This window comes from Streptomyces sp. TSRI0281, assembly GCF_001905125.1.
Taxonomy (GTDB): Bacteria; Actinomycetota; Actinomycetes; order Streptomycetales; family Streptomycetaceae; genus Streptomyces.
Window position 1 is genome coordinate 59882 of record NZ_LWLE01000018.1, and the last position, 19819, is coordinate 79700.

4 protein-coding genes and 1 pseudogene are annotated in these 19819 nt (G+C 71.3%); all 5 read right to left on the reverse strand.

From position 1 onward, the window contains the following. Window positions 1-15 precede the first annotated feature (15 nt). Window positions 16-1182 carry an alpha/beta fold hydrolase gene (locus A6A29_RS23745; RefSeq protein WP_073722635.1) on the reverse strand — a complete coding sequence of 389 codons (1167 nt, stop codon included), beginning with the start codon at window positions 1180-1182 and terminating at the stop codon, window positions 16-18. A 28-nt stretch (window positions 1183-1210) separates the two neighbouring features. After that, a pseudogene (locus A6A29_RS23750) lies at window positions 1211-3934 on the reverse strand (type I polyketide synthase); the annotation flags it as partial. 107 nt (window positions 3935-4041) lie between these two features. Then, window positions 4042-6225 carry a zinc-binding dehydrogenase gene (locus A6A29_RS23755; protein ID WP_073722637.1) on the reverse strand — a complete coding sequence of 728 codons (2184 nt, stop codon included), beginning with the start codon at window positions 6223-6225 and terminating at the stop codon, window positions 4042-4044. A 35-nt stretch (window positions 6226-6260) separates the two neighbouring features. Beyond that, on the reverse strand, window positions 6261-19364 hold the full coding sequence (locus tag A6A29_RS44235) for a type I polyketide synthase (RefSeq protein ID WP_073722638.1): 13104 nt from the start codon (window positions 19362-19364) through the stop codon (window positions 6261-6263). An 89-nt stretch (window positions 19365-19453) separates the two neighbouring features. Next, complete coding sequence (locus tag A6A29_RS44915) at window positions 19454-19684, reverse strand: DUF5988 family protein (RefSeq protein WP_143197057.1); 231 nt, start codon at window positions 19682-19684, stop codon at window positions 19454-19456. Between the last annotated feature and the right edge of the window lie 135 nt (window positions 19685-19819).

The window sequence follows — 19819 nt, forward strand, 5'->3', positions numbered from 1 at the left end:
CAAGGTGTCGTGCCGTCAGAGAGCTGTGCCTGTCCGGGGGATTTCCTCACCGGAGGAAATCCATCGCGCGGTGATGCGTGCCACCTCCTCGGCATGCTCGACCACGATCGAGTAGTGGTCCGCCTTGACATCCACGCACTTGAGGCTGTCGGGCCAGAGGCTGTTCAGGTGGACGTCGTCGGTGTGGGGGAAGGGTTCGGTCGCCCGGATCGACAAGGTGGGTGTGGTGGTGGTGGGGGGCAGCGGTCGGCCGCGCAACATCTTGTAGTGCCAGCCGAAGGCGGTGAGAGCGGGGTACTTCAGGGAGACGATGTCGGGCCAGGAGGCGAGCAGTGAGGCTGTCCCGCCGTTGAAGACCTCGTCGGGCAGGTCGTCGGGGACCGGAGTGTCGATCAGGACGATCGAGTGCGGCCGGATGCCCTCGGACTCCAGTTGGGCAGCCACCAGCCGGGCCGCCCAGCCGCCCGAGCAGTAACCCACCAGGACGAAGGGGGCGCCGTCTGCGCAGCCTTCGACGACCGGGGCCAGAACTCTGCCGAGAGCGGCGGGCGAGTCCGGCAGCGCGTCAGGGGCGTCGTAGCCGGGGTAGCGGAGAACGTAGACGTCGTGGGTGCCGAGGAACATCCGGGAGAAGCGTGCGTAGGTGAAGTTTCCGAGGAACGGTCCGAGCGACTCCAGGCAGATGAGTACCTTGTCGCCGGGGCCGCGGGAGAGCCGCAGTGGGGCAGGTGGGTTGGGGGCATCGGCGGAGCCGCTGTAGCGGGGGCGAAGCTGGGCGGTGGCGGCAAGGAATCCGAGCGCATCCACGGCCCGGCCGTCTTCGACGGATTGCCGGAACAGATCACCGATGGTACCGCTCGTGCTGTCGTGCGGTGTTGGCTCAGGAGCGTGCGTTGTGCCCTTGGCGCGTTGCGTCAGCTCTCCGTGCAGGTAGATGGCAAGGTCGTACGGGGTGGGGTGTTCGCTGATGACGCTCAGCTCGATGGCAAGGCCGGTGGTCTCTTCGAGGCCGTTGACGAGTCCGACCAGCATCTGGGAGTCAAATCCGATCTCCTGAAAGAGCTGGTCGTTCTCGATCTCGGTGGCAGGGAGAGCGGCGATGGCGGCGGCGTGGGTCTTCACCAGGGTTGCCATGAGGTCGATCTGTTCGTGGCTGGATGTCGGGGTGGGCTCCTGCGGCATGATGCTGCCTCCGTGGGCTCGGCCTTGGTCATCGGTCTTTGGCGGGTGTGGCGGCCGGCAGCCAGTACGGCTGCCGTTGGAACGGGTAGGTGGGCAGATCCGCCGGGAGGCGTGATCCCTGGGGCAGGGCAGGGGTCCAGTCGACGGGGACTCCGGCTGTCCAGAGGGCACCCAACGACCGCAGGAAGTCAGCTGGTTCGTCCGGGCCGTGGTGCAGCGTGGCGGTGGTGACAAGCCGTTCGGGCTCGCGTCGCCCGTTCGCGCGAGCGTCGGCGCGGTGCGCCTCGTCGGTCTGGATGACGGCGGGCAGCAGTACCGGCTGCGGGCTGACCTCGACGAAGCGGCGGTAGCCCTGGTCGAGCAGGAAGCGGGTGGTTTCCTCGAACCTGACGGGCTCTCGCAGATTGCGGTACCAGTAGTCCGCGTCGAGCGACCGGTGGTCGACGAGTTGGGCGGTGACTGTCGAGCAGAGCGGGACAGCGCCCTTGCGGGGCCGGACGTCGGCGAGGGCACGGAGCAGTTCTGTCCGGACGGTACGGATCTGTGAGGAGTGGGCGGCGACGCCCACCGGTAGCCGCTGGGCGTTGATGCCCTCCTCCCGGCAGCGCCGGAGCAGTTCCCGCAGGTCGTCCTCGGCGCCGGAGATGACGGCGGCGTCGGGGCTGTTGACGACGCCGATGGTCAGCGGCCGACCGAGCTGTGCGATCAGGGCCTCGGTCCGGTCGACGGACAGAGGGAGGGAGACCATGCCACCCGTGCCGACGAGGCAGGCGAGGACGCGGCCACGTAGGGAGACGACCTGGGCGGCATCCTCCAGGGTGAGGGCGCCGGCGACGCAGGCTGCGGCGATCTCACCCTGTGAGTGGCCGACGACAACGTCGGGTTCGATGCCGTGGGTTCGCCAGAGCGCGGCCAGGGCGACCATACCGGCGAACAGCAGCGGTGGGAGTAGTTCGGCCCGCGTCTGCTCCGTGACTGGAGCGTCCGGATCCAGCAGGACGGCCAGCGGTCGGCCGGTGAAGCGGCGCAGTGCTCGGTCGCAGGCATCGAAGTGCTCCCGGAAAACGGCCGAGTGGTGGAGCAGCCGACGTGCGGCGGCGGGCCATTCGATGCCCTGGCCCGGGAAGACGAAGGCGGTCCGGCCCCGCCTGCGGCGTACGGTGCCGTACACCAGGTTGTGGTGGGGGCGGCCGTCGGCGAGGGCGTGCAAGGCATCGATCAGCCCGTTTCGGTCGGCGGCAACGACGGTCGCCCGGTGGGGCAGTGCGGCGCGTTCGGTGGCGAGGGACCGGGCGACGTCAGCCGGGACCAGCGCCGGGTGGGCCCTCGTGTACGCGGAGAGCCGGGCACCCTGGGCGCGCAGCGCGGGGGCGCTGCGCGCCGAGATCAGCCAGGGGACGGTGTCTTCGGTGCCGGTGTCTTCGGTGCCGGTGTCTTCGGTGGCAGTGGCGGGCGGAGCTTCTTCGAGGATGAGATGGGCGTTGGTGCCGCTGATGCCGAAAGAGGAGACAGCCGCGCGCCGGGGCCGTCCGGTGGCGGGCCAGGGCCGGGGTTCGGTGAGCAGCTCGACGGCGCCGCTGGACCAGTCGGTGTGCGGGCTGGGCGGGTCGGCGTGCAGGGTTCGGGGAACGGTCCGGTGCTCCAGGGCCTGGAGCAGTTTGATGACGGAGGCCACTCCGGCGGCGGCCTGGGTGTGACCGATGTTGGACTTCAGCGATCCCATCAGCAAGGGCCGGCCGGCCGGGCGGTCCTGCCCGTAGGTGGCCAGGACAGCCTGCGCCTCGATGGGGTCGCCGAGCCGGGTGCCGGTGCCGTGTGCTTCCAGGACGTCGATGTCGGCGGGGCTGAGGCCGGCGTCCGCCAAGGCCTTGCGGATGACTCGCTGCTGGGCCGATCCGCTGGGGGCGGTCAGTCCGTTGCTGGCGCCGTCCTGGTTGATCGCGGAGCCGCGGAGCACGGCCAGCACCGGGTGGCCGAGCCGTTGGGCGTCGCTGAGACGTTCCAGGACAGCCAGGCCGGCGCCTTCGGCCATGCCCATGCCGTCGGCCGCCGCGCCGAAGGCCTTGCAGCGGCCGTCCGGAGCGAGGCCTCGCTGGCGGGAGAACCCGGTGAAGGGTTTAGGAGTGGACATCACGGTGATGCCGCCGGCGAGGGCCAGGGCGCACTCCCCCCGGCATAGTGCCTGGCGGGCCAGGTGCAGGGCGACCAGGGAGGAGGAGCAGGCGGTGTCGATCGAGAGGGCGGGGCCTTCCAAACCCAGTGTGTAGGCGATCCGGCCGGAGACGACGCTGGGGGCGCTGCCGGTGATGACATGGTCCTCGATCCTGCTGTCGGCCCAGGCGTCCCCGCCGTAGTCCTGCCAGGACACCCCGGCGAAGACTCCTGTGTCGCTGCCACGAAGGCTCGCGGGATCGATCCGGGCGTGCTCGAACGCCTCCCAGGCGACTTCGAGCAGCAGGCGCTGCTGCGGGTCCATGGCGAGCGCCTCGCGCGGGGTAATACCGAAGAAGCCCGCGTCGAAGTCTTGCGGGCGGTCCAGGAAGCCACCGTGGCGGGTGGCGGAGTGGGCGTGACCGTCCGGGCGGTCGGAGAAGAGGGCGTCGAGGTCCCAACCCCGGTCGGTGGGAAAAGCGCTGATGGCGTCGGTGCCGTCGCTGACGAGGCGCCACAGGTCCGCCGGGGAGGTGACGCCGCCGGGCAGGCGGCAGGCGAGGCCGATGACCGCGACCTGGTTGTCCTGGTTCGCCGGGGCTCGGCGAACGCGTTCGCGGAGTACTTCGATCTCGCGTACGGCCCGCTTGAGGTAGGTGCGGAGTTGGTCCGTCTCAGTGGTGGCGCGTTCCTGCGGGTGTGCGGGCATTAGCGGACTCCGTGATGCGCGCGTGGGTCGTGGGCTGCGCGGTCGGTGAGCAACAGCATGGGGCGGTCGGCGCGCTGAGCGGCGTCGTAGAGGGCGGGCAGCAGATCGGGGGCCGGCGGGCTGTCCGGGGGAAGCACCAGGAGGGTGGCGGCGCGGCCCGACGCACGGCGGTGCGCGACGACTTCCTCGAGGCGGGCGTGGTGACCGAGGAGGTCGTGCGGGGACCGGCGTGGGATGTCTGGAGACGTTGGGGCGAGGATCAGGAAGGCCCCCAGCGGAAGGTCCCGGGTCAGGCGGTCAAGAGTGGCGGCGGCGGTGAGGGCAGCCCCGGCGGCGGTGTGGACGACGGTGGTCAGTGGGGAGGACGCGGGGATGCCGCCCACCGCGCGGCGCAGCGCCTCGGAGTCGTTGGCGTCGGCGTCGATCATGTGCAGGCGGGTGTGCAGGGCATCGAGGCGGGTGCGGAGCTGCTCGGCCGTACTTCCGCCACTGTGGTTCGGGCCGACGAGCCAGATGTCATCAGTGCCGTACCGGGTGGCGAGGTGTAGGGCGAGCGGGGCGGTGTCGGAGACCGGGCCGGTGAGCAGGGCACTCCCCCGGTGCTCGGGCGGGGGCGGGATGCGCAGCACGATCTTTCCCGTGTGGCGGGCCCGGCTCATGTGATGGAAGGCATGGACGGCGTCGCGTACGTCGAAGGTGTGGACGGCGGGCGGGCGGAGCGCCCCCGTAGTGAGGAGTCGGCGCAGTTCGCTCAGGATCTCGCCGATGCGCCGCGGGCCGGCGTCCTTGAGTTCGAACGCCTGGTAGTCGACACCGAGGTGGTCGTCGGCGACCTGGCCTGGGTCGCGGAGGTCGGTCTTTCCCATCTCGATGAACCGGCCGCCGGGCCGCACAAGCCGCAGGGCGGCGTCCGTCGCCTCGTGGGCCAGCGCGTTGAGTACCACGTCGAGGCCCCGGCCACAGGTGGTCGCCAGGAACTGCTGCTCGAAGTCGGTGCTGCGAGAGGAGGCGAGGTGGTCATCGGCGATGTCCCGCTCGCGGAGCACCGGGTGTTTGGAAGGACCGGCGGTGGCAAACACCTCGGCGCCGAGGTAGTGGGCGATCTCGACGGCGGCGCTGCCGACGCCGCCGGTGGCGCAATGGATGAGAACGCGTTCGCCGGCCCGCAGCGCGGCAAGGTCGTGCAGCGCGTACCAAGCGGTGGCGAAAGCGACGGGTACGGCGGCGGCGCGCTCGGCCGACCAGCCTTGGGGAACGGTGACGAGCAGAGGTTCCTCGCTGACGGCGATGGGGCCGAACGCTCCGGTCAGTAGACCCATGACACGGTCGCCGGGAGCGAGGCGGCGGGCCTGCGGGCCGGTTTCGAGGACGATGCCGGCGCCTTCGGCACCCAACGGGCCGGGGTCACCCGGGTAGAGGCCAAAAGTGTCGAGGACATCACGGAAGTTGACACCTGCGGCCTGGACGGCGATTCGGACCTGGTCACCGACGAGCAGCCGTTCCACATCGGGGCTCGGTTCCAGGGCGAGGTTGTCAAGGGTGCCCTTGCCGACCAGGGTGAGCCGCCAGGGCTGCCCGCCCGGCGGGCTCAGCAGGGGCGGTCCGGTGACGTCGGGGAGTAGCCGGACGGCGCCGGCGCGGAGGGTGAGGATGGTGCCCGAGCGGATGGCTTGCTGTGGCAGGGGCGTGCCGAGGGCGGCGGAGACGGCGGGGAGAGAAGCGGTTTCCCGGTCGATGTCGATCAGGGAGAACCGGCCGGGATGCTCGGCCTGGGCGGCGAGCACGAGTTCGCGCAGCACTCCCTGGCCCGGTTCGGTGACGACATCGGCGCTGCGGGCAGTGACGGCGTCCTGGGTGAGGAAGACCAGCCGGGGTGCGCCCTTCTCGGCGAGGGCTGCCTGAACCAGGGCCGGAACGGTGCGGGCCGCGGTCTGGGACGCATCGTCCCTGGGCGTTGCGGAGTGCGGGACGACGAGTATGACCGGTGGCCACCTGGTGGTGCGGCGGGCCGTGGGTGCCTCGGACAGTGCGGGCCCGAGCGCGAGCAGCGGGACCTGTGGGTATGCCGCGGAAAGCTGCCCAGCGAGGGTGGATGGAGGGCCCAGGATTGCCCAGTCGGGCGGCGGGGTGGCGGCGGGGGCCGGAATCCACTCGGCTTGGAGCAGATCGACCTGAGCTGGCACGGTGCTCTCCTTTCCGGCGTGGCGTGGGCTGAGGGTCATTCCTGGGCCTGGTCGATCGCGGCGAAGAGGTCGGTGTCCCCGGCGTTCTCCGCCCAGTGAGCGGGCCGTGTCCCGGTCGAGTCGGGCTCGGCCGAAGTGACTTCCGCAGTGCCGGTCTGGGCCGTGGTGCCCTCGAGTGGGGCCGTCATGGTCCGCTCGGACAGCGTTTCGCGAAGGCGGGCTGCCAGGGCAGTAGGGGTCGGGTGGTCGAAGACTGCGGTGACCGGCAGGGCCGCGCCGGTTTCCTGGTTGATGCGATTGCGCAGTTCCACGGAGGTGAGTGAGTCGAAGCCGAGGTCGGTGAACGGGACACTGGGGTCGACGTCCGCGGTGGAGGCGTGCCCGAGGACTTGGACGACGTGGGAGTGCACCAGTTCGGTCAACAGCGTGTCCTGGTCGTGTGCCGCCAGCCCGGCCAGCCGTTTCTTGAGCGGCGACCCGTCGGGCTCTGCAGCGGTCGTGGGCCGTTGGACGGTCGACTGCTGATTCCCGATGGCGTTCCGCAGCAGCGGGGTGCGCTGGGCGGAGCCGCTGAGCCGTAGCGGCAGCAGTACAGCCTCCTCGTGCCGGAACGCGGTGTCGTGCAGGGCGAGGTTGTGCGAGGAGGGGAGCGGGGTGATCCCCAGCCGGTCGAGCCGGCGCAGCGCGGTGGCGTCGAGGCGGCCGGTCATCCCGCTGCGTTCGGCCCACAGACCCCAGCCGAGCGAGAGGGCCGGCAGCCCGAGGGCACGGCGGTATTGAGCGAAGGCGTCGAGGAAGGCGTTGGCAGCGGCGTAGTGGCCCTGGCCGGGGGTGCCGAAGGTTCCGGCGGCTCCGGAGTAGAGGAGGAACACGGCCGGTTCCCGGTCGAGCGTCGCCAGGTGGAGGTTGACAACCCCGTCGATCTTGGGGCGCAGGACGTTGTTCACCTGCTGCGGCGTCAGCTGGGTGATGGTGGCGTCGTCCAGGACCCCGGCCGCATGGACGACCGCTCCCAGCCGATGACCATCGAGATGGGTCGCCAGGGTGGCGTCCAGGTCTGCGCGGTCGGTGATGTCGCATGCGGCGACGGTGCATCGGGCGCCGAGCGCTGCGAGTTCGGCGGTGGCGTCGCCGGTGGCGGCCGCCTCGTGTCGGCTGAGGAGGAGCAGCCGTCGTACGCCGTGCTCAGTGACGAGGTGACGGGCGAGCAGGCGGCCGAGGGTGCCGGTGCCGCCGGAGATCAGGACAGTCCTGTCCGGGTCGTAGGGGCTCGGCGCGGGGGCCGGTGGGGCGAGGCGGGTGAGCCGGGCCAGGTGAGCGCTGCCGTCGCGCAGGGCGATCTGGGGTTCGGAGTCAAGGGGCAGGGATGCGAGGGTGTCCGGGTCTGGCGCCGTCCCGTCCAGGTCGAGCAGGGTGAACTGGTCGGGGTACTCGTTCTGCGCCGACCGGACCAGGCCCCACACGGCGGCGGCCGCGGGGTCGGGGACTTCTCCCGGGAGGGCCGCGACGGCGCCCCGGGTCGCGAGGACCAGGCGGAGCGCAGACAGACGGTCATCGGCGAGCCATTCCTTGAGCAGGCGAAGCGTCCGCCGGACGGCGTCGTGGGCGGCCAGGGCGGTTTCCTGGGGCGTCCGTTCGGCGGGAGCCGATTTCGGCGGGGTCAGGTCATGAAGGACGTACTCGGGTGTGGGCTCTTCTGTGGCAAGGCTTTCCGCGAATGTCGCAAGGTCTGCGTGGACGGGCAGGCCGGTGCCGTCGGCGGGTGCCGTCGGCCGGTGGCGGGGGTTGGCGGACAGCACGGCCGCCCGCGGTGGGCGGGGCAGCGACTCGGGGGCCGCCGGCTTCCAGGCCAGGTGGTAGACCCCCTCGCCGGCGAGGGGGTGGTGGGCGTTGTGGGCGGCCGCCGGCCGCAGGATGAGCGAGTCGAGGCGGGCCACCAAGTGCCCTGCTTCGGCGAAGACATCGACGGTGACACTCTGGTCGCCGACCCTGCGGATCCGGGTGCGCAGGGTGGTGGCGCCGGTGTCGTGCAGGCGCACCCCTCTCCATGTGAAGGGGAGCTCGACGGTGGCGGGCCGGCGGACCAGCAGCCCCTGCAGGGCCGCGTCCAGCAGCGCCGGGTGAACGGCGAACCCGCTCCCCTGCCGCCGGAGCTCCTCGGGAAGTCTGGCTTCCGTGAAGACGTCCTGGCCACGCCGCCAGATACCGGTCAGCCCTCGGAAGGCGGGCCCGTAGCCGTGGCCGATCTCCTCGGCCCGGGCGTAGAAGCGCTCAGTATCGACTGACACGCTGTGCTCGGGAGGCCAGGCAAGGGTGGGGATGGTGGGCTGCGGCGGTGGTTCGCCGACGAATCCGCAGGCGTGAACGGTCCACGGTTCACCGGTGACCGCGCTCTGCCAGCGGGAGCGGATGGTCACGCTCCGCCGCCCGGTGGCGTCGGGGCCGCCGATGGTCAGGTGGAGCTGGATGCTCTCGTCCCCGTCGCCGAGGTGCAGGGGGGCCAGGAGGGTCAGTTCCTCCAGGTAGGAGCAGCCAGTGCGCTGTCCGGCATGGAGTGCGAGGTCCACGAACGCGGTTCCGGGGAGCAGGACGCTGCCGTGGACGGCGTGGTCCTGCAGCCAGGAATGGGTATGCGTGCCGATGCGGCCGGTCAGGACCAGTCCGTTGTCCTCGGGCACCGGCAGAGCGAGGTCGAGGAACGGGTGCTCGACGGGGTCGACGCCGAAGGAAGCGGCCATTTCCCGCGTCGTGGCACCTCGGGATGTGTCGATCCAGAAGCGCCGGTGCTGGAAGGCGTAGGTGGGCAGGTTCACCGGCCGCCGGTCCGTCCCGGGGTTGAGCGCCTCGGTGTCGACGGCGACGCCGTGGATGTGGGCGTTCGCCAGGGCTGTCGTGAACCGGGCTGGGCCGCCCTCGTCCCGGCGCAGTGTGGGCAGGGTGGTGACGGGCTGCGTTGAGCCGTCCGCGCTCTCCAGGACGGCGCCGCACAGCAACGGGTGGGGGCTGGGTTCGACGAAGACGCGGTGGCCGTCGGAGAGGAGCGCCGCAGTGGCCTGGTCGAACCGGACCGGCTCGCGCAGATTGCGGTACCAGTAGGCGGCGTCCAGCGTGGTGGTGTCGATGGCCGTGCCGGTGACCGATGAGTAGAAGGCGATGTCGCCGCCGCGGGGGGCCACGGGGGCGAGCAGGTGGAGGAGGTCCGCACGGACCTCCTCCACCTGCGGTGAGTGGGCGGCATAGTCGACGGCGATACGCCGGGCCCGGACGCCTTCGGTCTCGCAGCTGTCCCGCAGGGCATCGAGGGCGGCGGCGGGACCGGCGACCACCACGGACCGGGGGCTGTTGACGGTGGCTATGGTCAGCTCGGGGTGGTGTTGCAGCCGCTGCTCCACCTCGTCGGCGGAGAGCTGGAGAAAGAGCATGCCGTTGGCGGTGCCCAAGCGGGTCAGGACCTTGCTGCGAAGCGCGACGACGCGGCAGGCGTCCTCCAGGGAGAGTCCCCCGGCGAAGCAGGCGGCGGCTATCTCGCCCTGCGAATGGCCCACGACGGCGGTCGGTCGTACACCTGAGGACTGCCACAGCCGGGCGAGTGAGAGCTGGACGGCGAACAGCGCGGGCTGGACGACATCGACTCGCTGCAGGGCCTGCTCGGCGTGCTCGGGGACGAGGACGTCGAGCAGCGGCCAGTCGGTGTGGGGGGCCAGCGCGCGGGCGCACTGCGCGATGCTGTCGGCGAAGACGGGGCTCGACTCCAGCAGCCCTGCCGCCATGGCCGGCCACTGGGAGCCCTGGCCGGGGAAGACGAAGGCGATCCGGCCGTCCGCCGCTTTGGCCTGGGCGAGATCCGGGTTGGGGCGCCCGTCGGCGAGGTCGCGCAGTGCCCGCAGTTGTGCGTCGAGGCCGGGTGCGGTGAGGGCGGCGCGGAACGGCAGCTGGGCGCGGGTGTTCGCCAGTGCGTGGCCGACGGCGGTGGCCGACGGCGGTGGACTGCTCTCAAGGTGGCTGTGCAGCCGGGCGGCCTGCCCCCTTAGCGCGGCAGGGGTGTGGCCACTGAGCAGCCAGACGGCGGGCGCCGATGGCTGGTCCGTTGGTTCGGGGACCGGGGCGTCGGGCTCCGGGGCCTGCTCGATGATGACGTGGGCGTTGGTACCGCTCACTCCGAAAGCGGAGACGGCGGCCCGGCGGGGGCGGCCGGTGTCCGGCCAGGGGATGGCACCCGTCAGTAGACGGATCGCACCGGAGTCCCAGTCGACGTGGGCGGTGGGGTTTTCGGCGTACAGAGTGCGCGGGAGAGTGGCGTATTGGACGGCGAGGACGGTCTTGATCAGGCCGGCGACACCGGCGGCGGCCTGGGTGTGGCCGATGTTGGACTTCAACGAGCCGAGGTACAGCGGCTGGTCGGCGGGGCGGTGACGGCCGTAAGTGGCCAGCAGCGCGTCGGCCTCGATCGGGTCGCCCAGGGTGGTGCCGGTGCCATGGGCCTCGACCGCGTCGATGTCGGCGCTGCGCAGGCCCGCGCGGTCCAGGGTCCGGCGGATGACGCGTTCCTGGGAAGCTCCGTTCGGGGCGGTCAGGCCGTTGCTGGCACCGTCCTGGTTGATGGCGCTGGCCCGGATCACCGCGAGGACGTGGTGGCCGTTGCGCTGAGCGTCGCTGAGGCGTTCGAGGACGACCATGCCGGCGCCCTCGGCGAACCCGGTGCCGTCGGCGTCGGCGGAGAAGGACCTGCAGCGGCCGTCCGGCGAGAGCGCCCGCTGTCGGGAGAACTCGATGAAGAGGCCGGGGGACGGGATGACCGTGACCCCGCCGGCGAGAGCGAGGGTGCTGTCGCCCTGGAGCAGGGACTGGCAGGCCAGGTGGATGCTGACCAGTGAGGACGAGCACGCGGTGTCGACCGATACGGCGGGCCCTTCGAGACCGAGCACGTACGCGACGCGGCCCGAGATGACACTCAGCGGCTTGCCCGTGGTGAGGTAGCCCTGCATCTCCTTCGGCGCCTCGTGGGAGCGCGAGCCGTAGTCCTGGTAGACGGCACCGGCGAAGACCCCGGTGCTGGTGCGACGCAGCGAGCTGGGGTCGATGTCTGCTCGTTCCAGGGCCTCCCAGGATGTCTCCAACAGCAGCCGTTGCTGTGGGTCCATGAACAGCGCTTCGCGGGGCGAGACGGTGAAGAACTCGGCGTCGAAGTCGGCGGCGTTGGCGAGGAAACCTCCCGCCGTGGTGTAGCTCTTGCCGGGCGCGGCGGGGTCGGGGTCGTAGAGGTCGGCCACGTCCCAGCCCCGGTCCTCGGGGAACGGTGAGATCGCGTCGGTGCCCTGCTGGAGGAGTGCCCAGAGCTGATCCGGGGAATCGACGCCGCCGGGAAGCCGGCACGCCATGCCGATCACGGCCACCGGCTCGGCCGTTGGGGCCGCCGTACCGGGCACTGCCTCGGGCGCCTCTTCCGCAGGGCTCAGCCGGGTGTGCAGGTATTCGGCGAGCTCGGCGGGGGTCGGGTGGCTGAAGGCCACGCCGGCCGGCAGCTGGAGTCCGGTGGCGTGGCCCAGCCGGTTGCGCAGTTGGACGGCGGTCAGTGAGTCGAGGCCGATGTCCCTGAAGGACCGGCCGGGAGCGATGCCGGTGGGCGTGCGGTGGCCCAGTACGTCTGCGGTGGTGGAGCGAACCAGGTCGGTGAGGTCCTGCGTGCTGCGGTCGGCTGCGGCAGCACGGCCTGCGGGGGCCTCGTCGCGGGCGATCCGGGCATCTGCCTCCCTGGCTGCCCGGACGGCGGGGATGTCGCCGAGGAACGGGGCGGGGCGGATCGCGGTATAGCGTTCGGCGAAGGTCGGCCAGTCGAAGCGGGCGAGTACGACGGCGGGGACAGAACCGGCCGCGAGGCCGGTCAGCAGGTCCACCGCCAGGTCGGGATCAATGGGCGGCAGGCCCCAGCCGGTCATCCAGTCGGCTCCGCCGGCTCCGAGGCCGCCGGTGAAGTAGCCCCAGGCGATGGAGCTGGCGGGCAGTGTCTCGGTGCGGCGCCGCTGTGCGAGGGCGTCGAGGTAGGCGTTGGCCGCGCCGTAGGCTCCGTGGCCGTCTTGGCCGACGGCCGCGATGACGGAGGAGAACAGGACGAACGCGTCGAGGTCTTGCCCGGCGGTGAGGTCGTGGAGGTGCTGCGCGCCGAGTACCTTGGCGGACAGGTTCTCGTCGATCATGGACGGGTTCAGGGCATCGATGGTTCCCGAGCGCCGGGCACCGGCGGTGTGCACCACGCCGGTCAGGGGGTATTCGGCGGGGACGGCGGCGAGTACGGCCGCGAGGGCGCTTCGGTCGCTGACGTCGCATGCGGCGACGGTGGCACGAGCTCCGAGCGCGGCGAGTTCGGCCACGAGCGGGGCCGCCCCCTCTGCCTGGTCGCCATGTCGGCTGATCAGCAGCAGGTGGGGTGCTCCGGCGCGGGCCAGCAGCTTGGCGGTGCGTGCGCCGAGGTATCCGGTGCCGCCGGTGATCAGGACCGTCCCCCGGGGTCGCCACGGCCTGCCGATCGGCAGGGCACAAGGTCGCAGTCGGGAAGCGAGGACGCCGTGGGCCCGCACTGCGAGGCAGTCCTCGGAGCCTGACTGTGACAGCGCCCGCAGGGCTTGGCGCAGGCTGTCCGGTTCGGGTGTCTCGGGGAGGTCCACGAGGCCCCGCCATTGTCGCGGGTACTCCAGGGCCGCGGCCTTGCCCAGACCCCAGAGGAGGGCCTGTGCGGGGTCTGCCGGGGAGTCCCGGTCGTCGACCCGGACGGCGGTCCGCGTGGCACACCAGAGCGGCGCGGTCAGCTTGGCGTCGTCGACGGCCTGCACCAGCAGGGCGGTATCGGAAAGTGCGGCCCAGAGGCGCGGGGTCGCCGGAGCAGGTGGGCGATGCGACAGGAAGGACACCACACCGGTGGTTGTCCGGCCGTCAGCGGCGTCGGCGATCCGCCGGGTGAGTTCGGCCCGGTCGGCGCCGGGGCGCACGCGCACGGTCCGGGTTGTGGAGCCGACTGCGGTCAGGGCGTCCGCCAGAGCCTTGGGCCACGGCTGCTGTTCGCCCTCGGGGACGGCGAACAGCCAATGCCCGGCGGCCGTCGGGCCGTCGGCCGCCAGCGGGGCCCACTCCGTGGTGAAGCACATGCCGTCCAGCCGGGAGAGACGTTCCTCCTCGCGCCGCCAGGCGGCCATGGCCGGCAGCAGGCCGCTGAGTGCGCCCGGGTCCTCGATGCCCAGCGTGGCCGCCGTGGCTTCCGCGTCCTGTCGCTCGACGGCGTCCCAGAGCCGGCGCTCGGAGGCGGAACGGGACTGCGAGCCGGAAGGCGCGGGGGGAATGGGCGCGGCCGGGAGCCAGTAGCGCCGGCGCTGGAAGGCGTAGGTGGGCAGCGGAACGGTCGGGCCCTCCCCGAACAGTGGTCTCCAGTCGACGTTCACGCCGTGGCACCAGGCCCGGGCGAGCGAGGTGAGAAGGTCCGCCTGGTCCCCGGCGTCGCGATGCAGAGAGGCGAGAGCGACTGCCTCCCGGGCCAGGCCGGGCACGCTCTCCGCCGTCTCCTGGATACCGAAGGCCAGCAAGGGGTGCGGGCTCATCTCGATGAAGGTGGTGTACCCGGCGGTGAGCAGGGCGCGGACGACGGGCTCGAAGCGGACAGTGCGGCGCAGGTTGCGGAACCAGTACTCGCCGTCCAGGACGGGTGGGCCGTCCTGGACGGTTGTCCTGCCCGTGACGGTGGAGTGGAATGCGGTGTGTGGCGCGTGGGGTGCCAGACCGGCCAAAGCCTGGGTCAGGGGGCCGTGCAGAGGATCGACGTCGGCGGAGTGTGAGGCGTAATCGACCTGGATGCGGACGGTGCGGACGTCGTCCTTGCCGCACTCGGCGAGGAAGTCCTCCAGGATGTCCCGTGGGCCGGAGACGACGGTCGAGGTCGGTCCGTTGAGCGCGGCGATGACCAGTTGCTCGTACCCTTCGCGCAGCCGACGCCCGACATCCTCGGCGGGTAGTCGTACGGATGCCATCCGCCCGTTCGTTTCCAGGGTGCCGACCAGTCGGCTGCGGACCACCGTGGCGTGCACGGCGTCCTGGAGCGTCAGGGCGCCGGAGGCCCAGGCGGCCGCGATCTCGCCCTGGGAGTGCCCGACGACGGCGTCGGGCATCACACCGTGGGAACGCCACACCTCGGCGAGACCGGTCATCACGGCGAACAGGGCGGGCTGCACCACGTCGTCGCGCTCCAAGGAGGGGGCCTGCGGTTCCTGTTGGAGTACGGCCCGCAGCGACCAGTCACCATGGGCGGACAGTGCCTGTTCGCAGGCGTCGATGTGGGCGCGGAAGACGGGTGAGGTCGCGAGCAGGCCGCGGGCCATGCCCGGCCACTGGGAACCCTGGCCGGGGAAGACGAAGACCGTCCGGCAGCCGGGGAGCGCGGTGGCCCGCACTGTGCCGTCCGGGTCTTGATCCGTTCCGGGCTCCTGCGCGAGCGCCTCCAGGCTCGACCGCAGGCTGCCGAGGCCGACGCCGACGGCTGCCGCCCGGTGGTCGAGTGCGTTCCTCGTCCTCGCCAGTGAGCGGCCCGCATCGCGAGGGTCGAACGTCGGCGCGCCGGTGAGAGCGGAAACCAGCCGGCCCGCCTGCGCCCGCAGGGCTGATGGGCTTGCCGCGCTGAGTGGCCAGACCAGGGCCGGGCCGCTCCACCCGGCGTCCTGCTGCCCGGTGCCGTCGCAGCACGTGTTGTCGGTGCCCGGCGCCGGGCAGGGTTCCTGTGGCGGCGCCTCCTCCAGAACGACGTGGGCGTTGGTGCCGCTCACCCCGAATGAGGAGATGCCGGCGCGGCGCGGGCGCCCGTCGTGTGGCCAGGGCACAAGGTGCGTCAGCAGACGCAGGTTTGCCGAGGACCAGTCCAGGCGCGGCGTCGGCCGGTCGATGTGCAGGCTGGCGGGCAGTTCCCCGTGCTGCAGTGCCAGCACCATCTTGACCAGGCCTGCGACGCCGGCTGCCGCCTGGGTGTGACCGATGTTGGACTTCAGGGAGCCGACCAGCAGGGGTCGGTCCGCTTCCCGGCCCACGCCGTAGGTGCGGCCGAGGGCATGGGCCTCGATCGGGTCGCCGAGCGTGGTGCCGGTGCCGTGGGCCTCGACGACGTCCACATCCGCGGCATCGACACCGGCGTCCGCCAGGGCCCGGCGGATGACCCGCTCCTGCGCGGGGCCGTTGGGCGCGGTGAGCCCGCTGCTCGCGCCGTCCTGGTTGACAGCGGTGCCCCGGATGACCGCCAGCACCTGGTGGCCGTTGCGGCGTGCGTCCGACAGCCGCTCCAGCAGGACCAGGGAGACCCCCTCGCTCCATGCGGTCCCGTCGGCGGCGGCCGCGAACGGTTTGCACCGCCCGTCCGGTGCCAGTCCGCGCTGGCGCGAGAACTCCACCCACATGCCTGGCGAGGACAGCACCGCCACACCGCCGGCCAGGGCCAGCGTGCACTCCCCACGGGCCAGCGAATCGCAGGCCAGGTGCACCGCCACCAGGGACGAGGAGCATGCCGTGTCCACGGTGAGGGCCGGTCCGGTGAGCCCGTAGGTGTAGGCGAGGCGGCCCGAGATGACGCTCGTGGTCGTCCCGGTGAGCGCGTAGCCGCCGGACTCGGCCGGGGCTTGGTGCATGCGTGGGCCGTACTCCTGAGCCGTTGCGCCGATGAACACCCCGGTGCTGGTGCCTCGCAGGGACTCGGAGGGGATGCCCGCCCGCTCCAGCGTCTCCCACGAGGTCTCCAGCAACAGGCGCTGCTGAGGGTCCATGGCGAGCGCTTCGCGGGGGGAGATCCCGAACAGCTGGGCATCGAACTGGCCGGCATCGTGCAGGAATCCGCCCGCCCGGACGTAGGTCGTGCCGGACACATCGGGGTCGGGGTTGAAAAGACCGTCGATGTCCCAGCCCCGGTCGCGCGGGAACGGCGATACGGCGTCTCGGCCCGACCGCAGCAGTGACCAGAGCTCCTGAGGGGAAGTAACGCCGCCGGGCAGCCGACAGCCGAGCGCCACTACGGCGATCGGGTCTCCGGTGAGTGCCGCACGTCCCTGCTGGTCGGCGGCGCCCTCCGCCGGCCCGCCGCTTTCGGCCGCATTGTCGAGGAGCTGTCCGAGGGCCCGACCCGCACTGGCGGGGTTCGGGTGGTCGTAGACCAGGGTCTGCGATACCGGCTGCCCGAGTGCCTCGGAGAGCGAGAGCGAGAGCTGTACGGCCGAGGCGGAGCCCATGCCGAGATCCTGGAAGGAACGGCGGGGGTCGATGAGGTCCTCCGCCTCGTGGCCCAGCACGAACGCGGTGCGGCTGAGTACCAGTTCCAACAGCGCCCGGTCCCGGCCCGGCCCGGAGAGGGCGGCGTCGGGCCCGGCGGGAGCATCGGACCCGGCAGTGCTGTCGCTGCCGTCGCACACAATGCCGGGCGCTTGGCCGGAACCGGCCGAACGGGTGCTGGCGGACAGCCGCGCCCGGGTGGTCGAGGCACCGGTCCGCGGTTCTTCTTGTGCTTCGGCCGGCGACGCGAGCCAGTAGGCACGGCGTTGGAAGGCATAGGTGGGCAGCGTGGTGCGCCGGGCCTGCTGCGGCGCGAAGTAACTGCCCCAGTTCACCGGCAGTCCGTGCAGATGCAGCCTGGTCAGGGTGGCGAGCACGGCATCGGGCTCCGGCGCGGTGTCACCGAGCAGGGACAAGGCAACCGGATGCGCCTCGTCGTCCATCGGCAGCGTCAGCCCGGCGAGCGCGGACAGCGTGGCATCCGGGCCGATCTCCAGCAGGTGAGCGGCGCCCGTGTCACCGAGGGTGCGCAGCGCGTCAAGGAAGCGCACCGGGTTGCGCAGGTGCGCCGCCCAGTAGTCGGCGGAGCGCAGGTCATCGGTATGGGCCCAGGTGCCGGTGAGGGTCGAGATGACCGGTAGCTCGGTTGCTCGGTAGGTCAATGAACCGGCGACGGAGGCGAATTCGTCGAGGACCGCGTCAACCTGAGGCGAGTGAAAGCCGACGTTCACCCGGAGGGTTTTGGTCCGCCGCCCGCGCCGCGCCAGTTCACCGCATACCGCCCGGACGCCGGCGGGCTCGCCGGAGATGACCGTCGTCCGCGGGCCGTTCACCGCGGCGATTGATACGTGCGGATGGTCGCGCAGCAGTGGCCGGACCTCGGCCTCGGTGGCGTGCAGCGACGCCATCGCGCCCTCCGGGAGCTGTCCCATCAGCCGCCCTCGGTTGGCGACCAACAGGGCGGCGTCCGCCAGGGAGAGCACCCCGCACAGGTGAGCGGCGGTCAGTTCCCCAAGGGAGTGGCCGATGAGGTAGTCCGGGCGCAGCCCCCAGGTATCCAGCAGCCGGAACAGTGCCGTCTCCAGGGCGAACAAGGCCGGTTGGGTGAAGGTGGTGTCGTCCAGCAAGGCAGCCTCGGGGCTGTCGGGCGGGGCGAACACCATTGGGCGCAGCGGTCGCGGCAGATGCGGGTCGAGGGCATCGGCCGCCTCGTCGAAGGCCGATGCGAAGGCGGTGAAGAGCTGGTGCAGTTCCCTTCCCATACCGGAGCGTTGGGTGCCCTGCCCGGAGAAGAGGAACGCGGTGCCCTCCCGGCCGCAGACTCGCCCGTGATGGACCCGGGGCGAGGGGGAGCCCTGCACGAGTGCCCGGAGTCCGGTGCGCAGCGAGTCGGGCCCGTCGGCGATCACGCCGGCGCGCCACTCGAAGGAGGTACGTGTGGTCGCCAGCGAGTACGCGAGGTCGCGGTTGTCCGGTGGTTGTGCTGCGGAGGTGAGCTGGGAGAGCAGTGCGGTGGCTTGGGCGTGCAGCGCGGCCCGGGTGCGGCCGGAGACCAGGTGGATCTGCTGTCCGGGCGCCGCCTGACGGGCGGGGGGCGATGTCCGGGGCGCTTCGGAGAGAACCACGTGGCAGTTGGTTCCGCCGAGGCCGAAAGAGCTTACTGCGGCTGTCAGTTGACGGTTCGGGTGCGGCCAGTCGCGCAGGGTGAGAGGCACACTCAGGTTCAGCTCTGCGAGCGGGATCCCAGGGGCCGGGGCCCGGAAGTTCGACTGCGGCACGATCGAGCGGTGCCAGACGCACAGGACGGTCTTGATGAAGCCGGCGATGCCGGCGGCGGCTTCCAGGTGGCCGATGGTGGACTTGACGGATCCGACGAGCAGCGGGCAGGACCCGTCGTGCGAAGCGCCGAGGGCGCTGCCGACCGCCTGCGCCTCCACCGAGTCGCCGATCGGGGTTCCGGTGGCGTGCAGTTCCACGAACTGCACCTCGTCCAGGGTGTTCGCCCGGGAATGGACGGCGCGCAGCAGTTGCTGCTGGGCGCTCACGCTCGGGTGGGTCAGGCCCGGTCCGCCTCCATCGTTGTTGAGGCCGGTGCCTCGTACGACGCAGTAGACACGGTCTCCGTCCCCTAGCGCGGCGGCCAGCGGTTTGAGGATCACGACTCCCGCCCCCTCGCCCGGTACGAACCCGTTGGCGCGCTCGTCCAGGGGGCAGCACTGGCCATCCGGTGAGAGTCCGCCGAACAGTTCGGCCCCGACCGTTCCGTCGGCATCGAGCAGCAGGCTGACACCTCCCACCAGCGCCAGGTCCGACTCTCCCCGCAGCAGGCTCCCTGCTGCCAGGTGAAGCGCCGCGAGCGAGGACGACTGGCCCGTGTCGACGGTCATGCTGGGGCCATTGAGCCTGAGGGTGTACGAGACCCGGTTGGCGATCATGCTTCGCTGGAGACCGGCGAAGGTGTGTTCTCCGGCGGCGCTTTGCCCGCGCTGCCGGGTCATCACTGCGTAGTCGTCCCGCATGGCCCCGAAGAACACGCTTGCGTTCTTCTCGTGCAGCTCACCCGGAATGATTCCGGCGTCCTCCATTGCCTCCCAGCACAGTTCGAGTGCTAATCGCTGTTGAGGGTCCAGCGCCGTGGCCTCCTTGGGGGATATACCGAAGAAGTCCGCGTCGAATTCCTCCACCCTGCCGATGAAGGCGCCTGCCGTGGGGCGGTTCGGGCGTGCGTCCGTCTCATCGGGCGGTTCACTCGTTATCGCGCTGGACCCCGAGCTCAGCAGGCTCCAGTAGTCACTCAGGGTCGGTGCCGCCGGGAACCTGCAGCTCATACCTATGACAGCGATCCGCTCGTCCATGCCGGCCGCTCCTCCTGCGATGGGTCCGATGTGCCGGAAGGTAAATTATTTTCGGTCCGGAGCCCCGGTGAGGCGCCCGCGGGACCGCTCTATTCGGCGACAGCCGTGCTGTAGGTCCAGCAGAAGACCGACACCGGAATTCCGTTCACATACTCCTCTTCGCCGCTTAGCTCGAAGTGATGGTTCTGGCCGTAGAAGGTGACGAAGGCCCGGGTTCCTTCCACGTGCACGTCGCAAGTCCGGGGGTGTTTCGGAAGGTCGGACGGCCCCCCTTTGAAAATGATCGGGTAATCGCCTTCGGCTGGACTATGGGTGGGCATGAACGGATGGCCTCCGTTGCCTCGCAGTCGCGGGAGAAAAGCGTTGTGGGTGAGAGGGGGATCGTCCGCCGGACACTCGCGTGCGGACGCCATCGCGGCTCGCCTTCGAAGGGCAAGTCCTCGGCATTCCGTTCC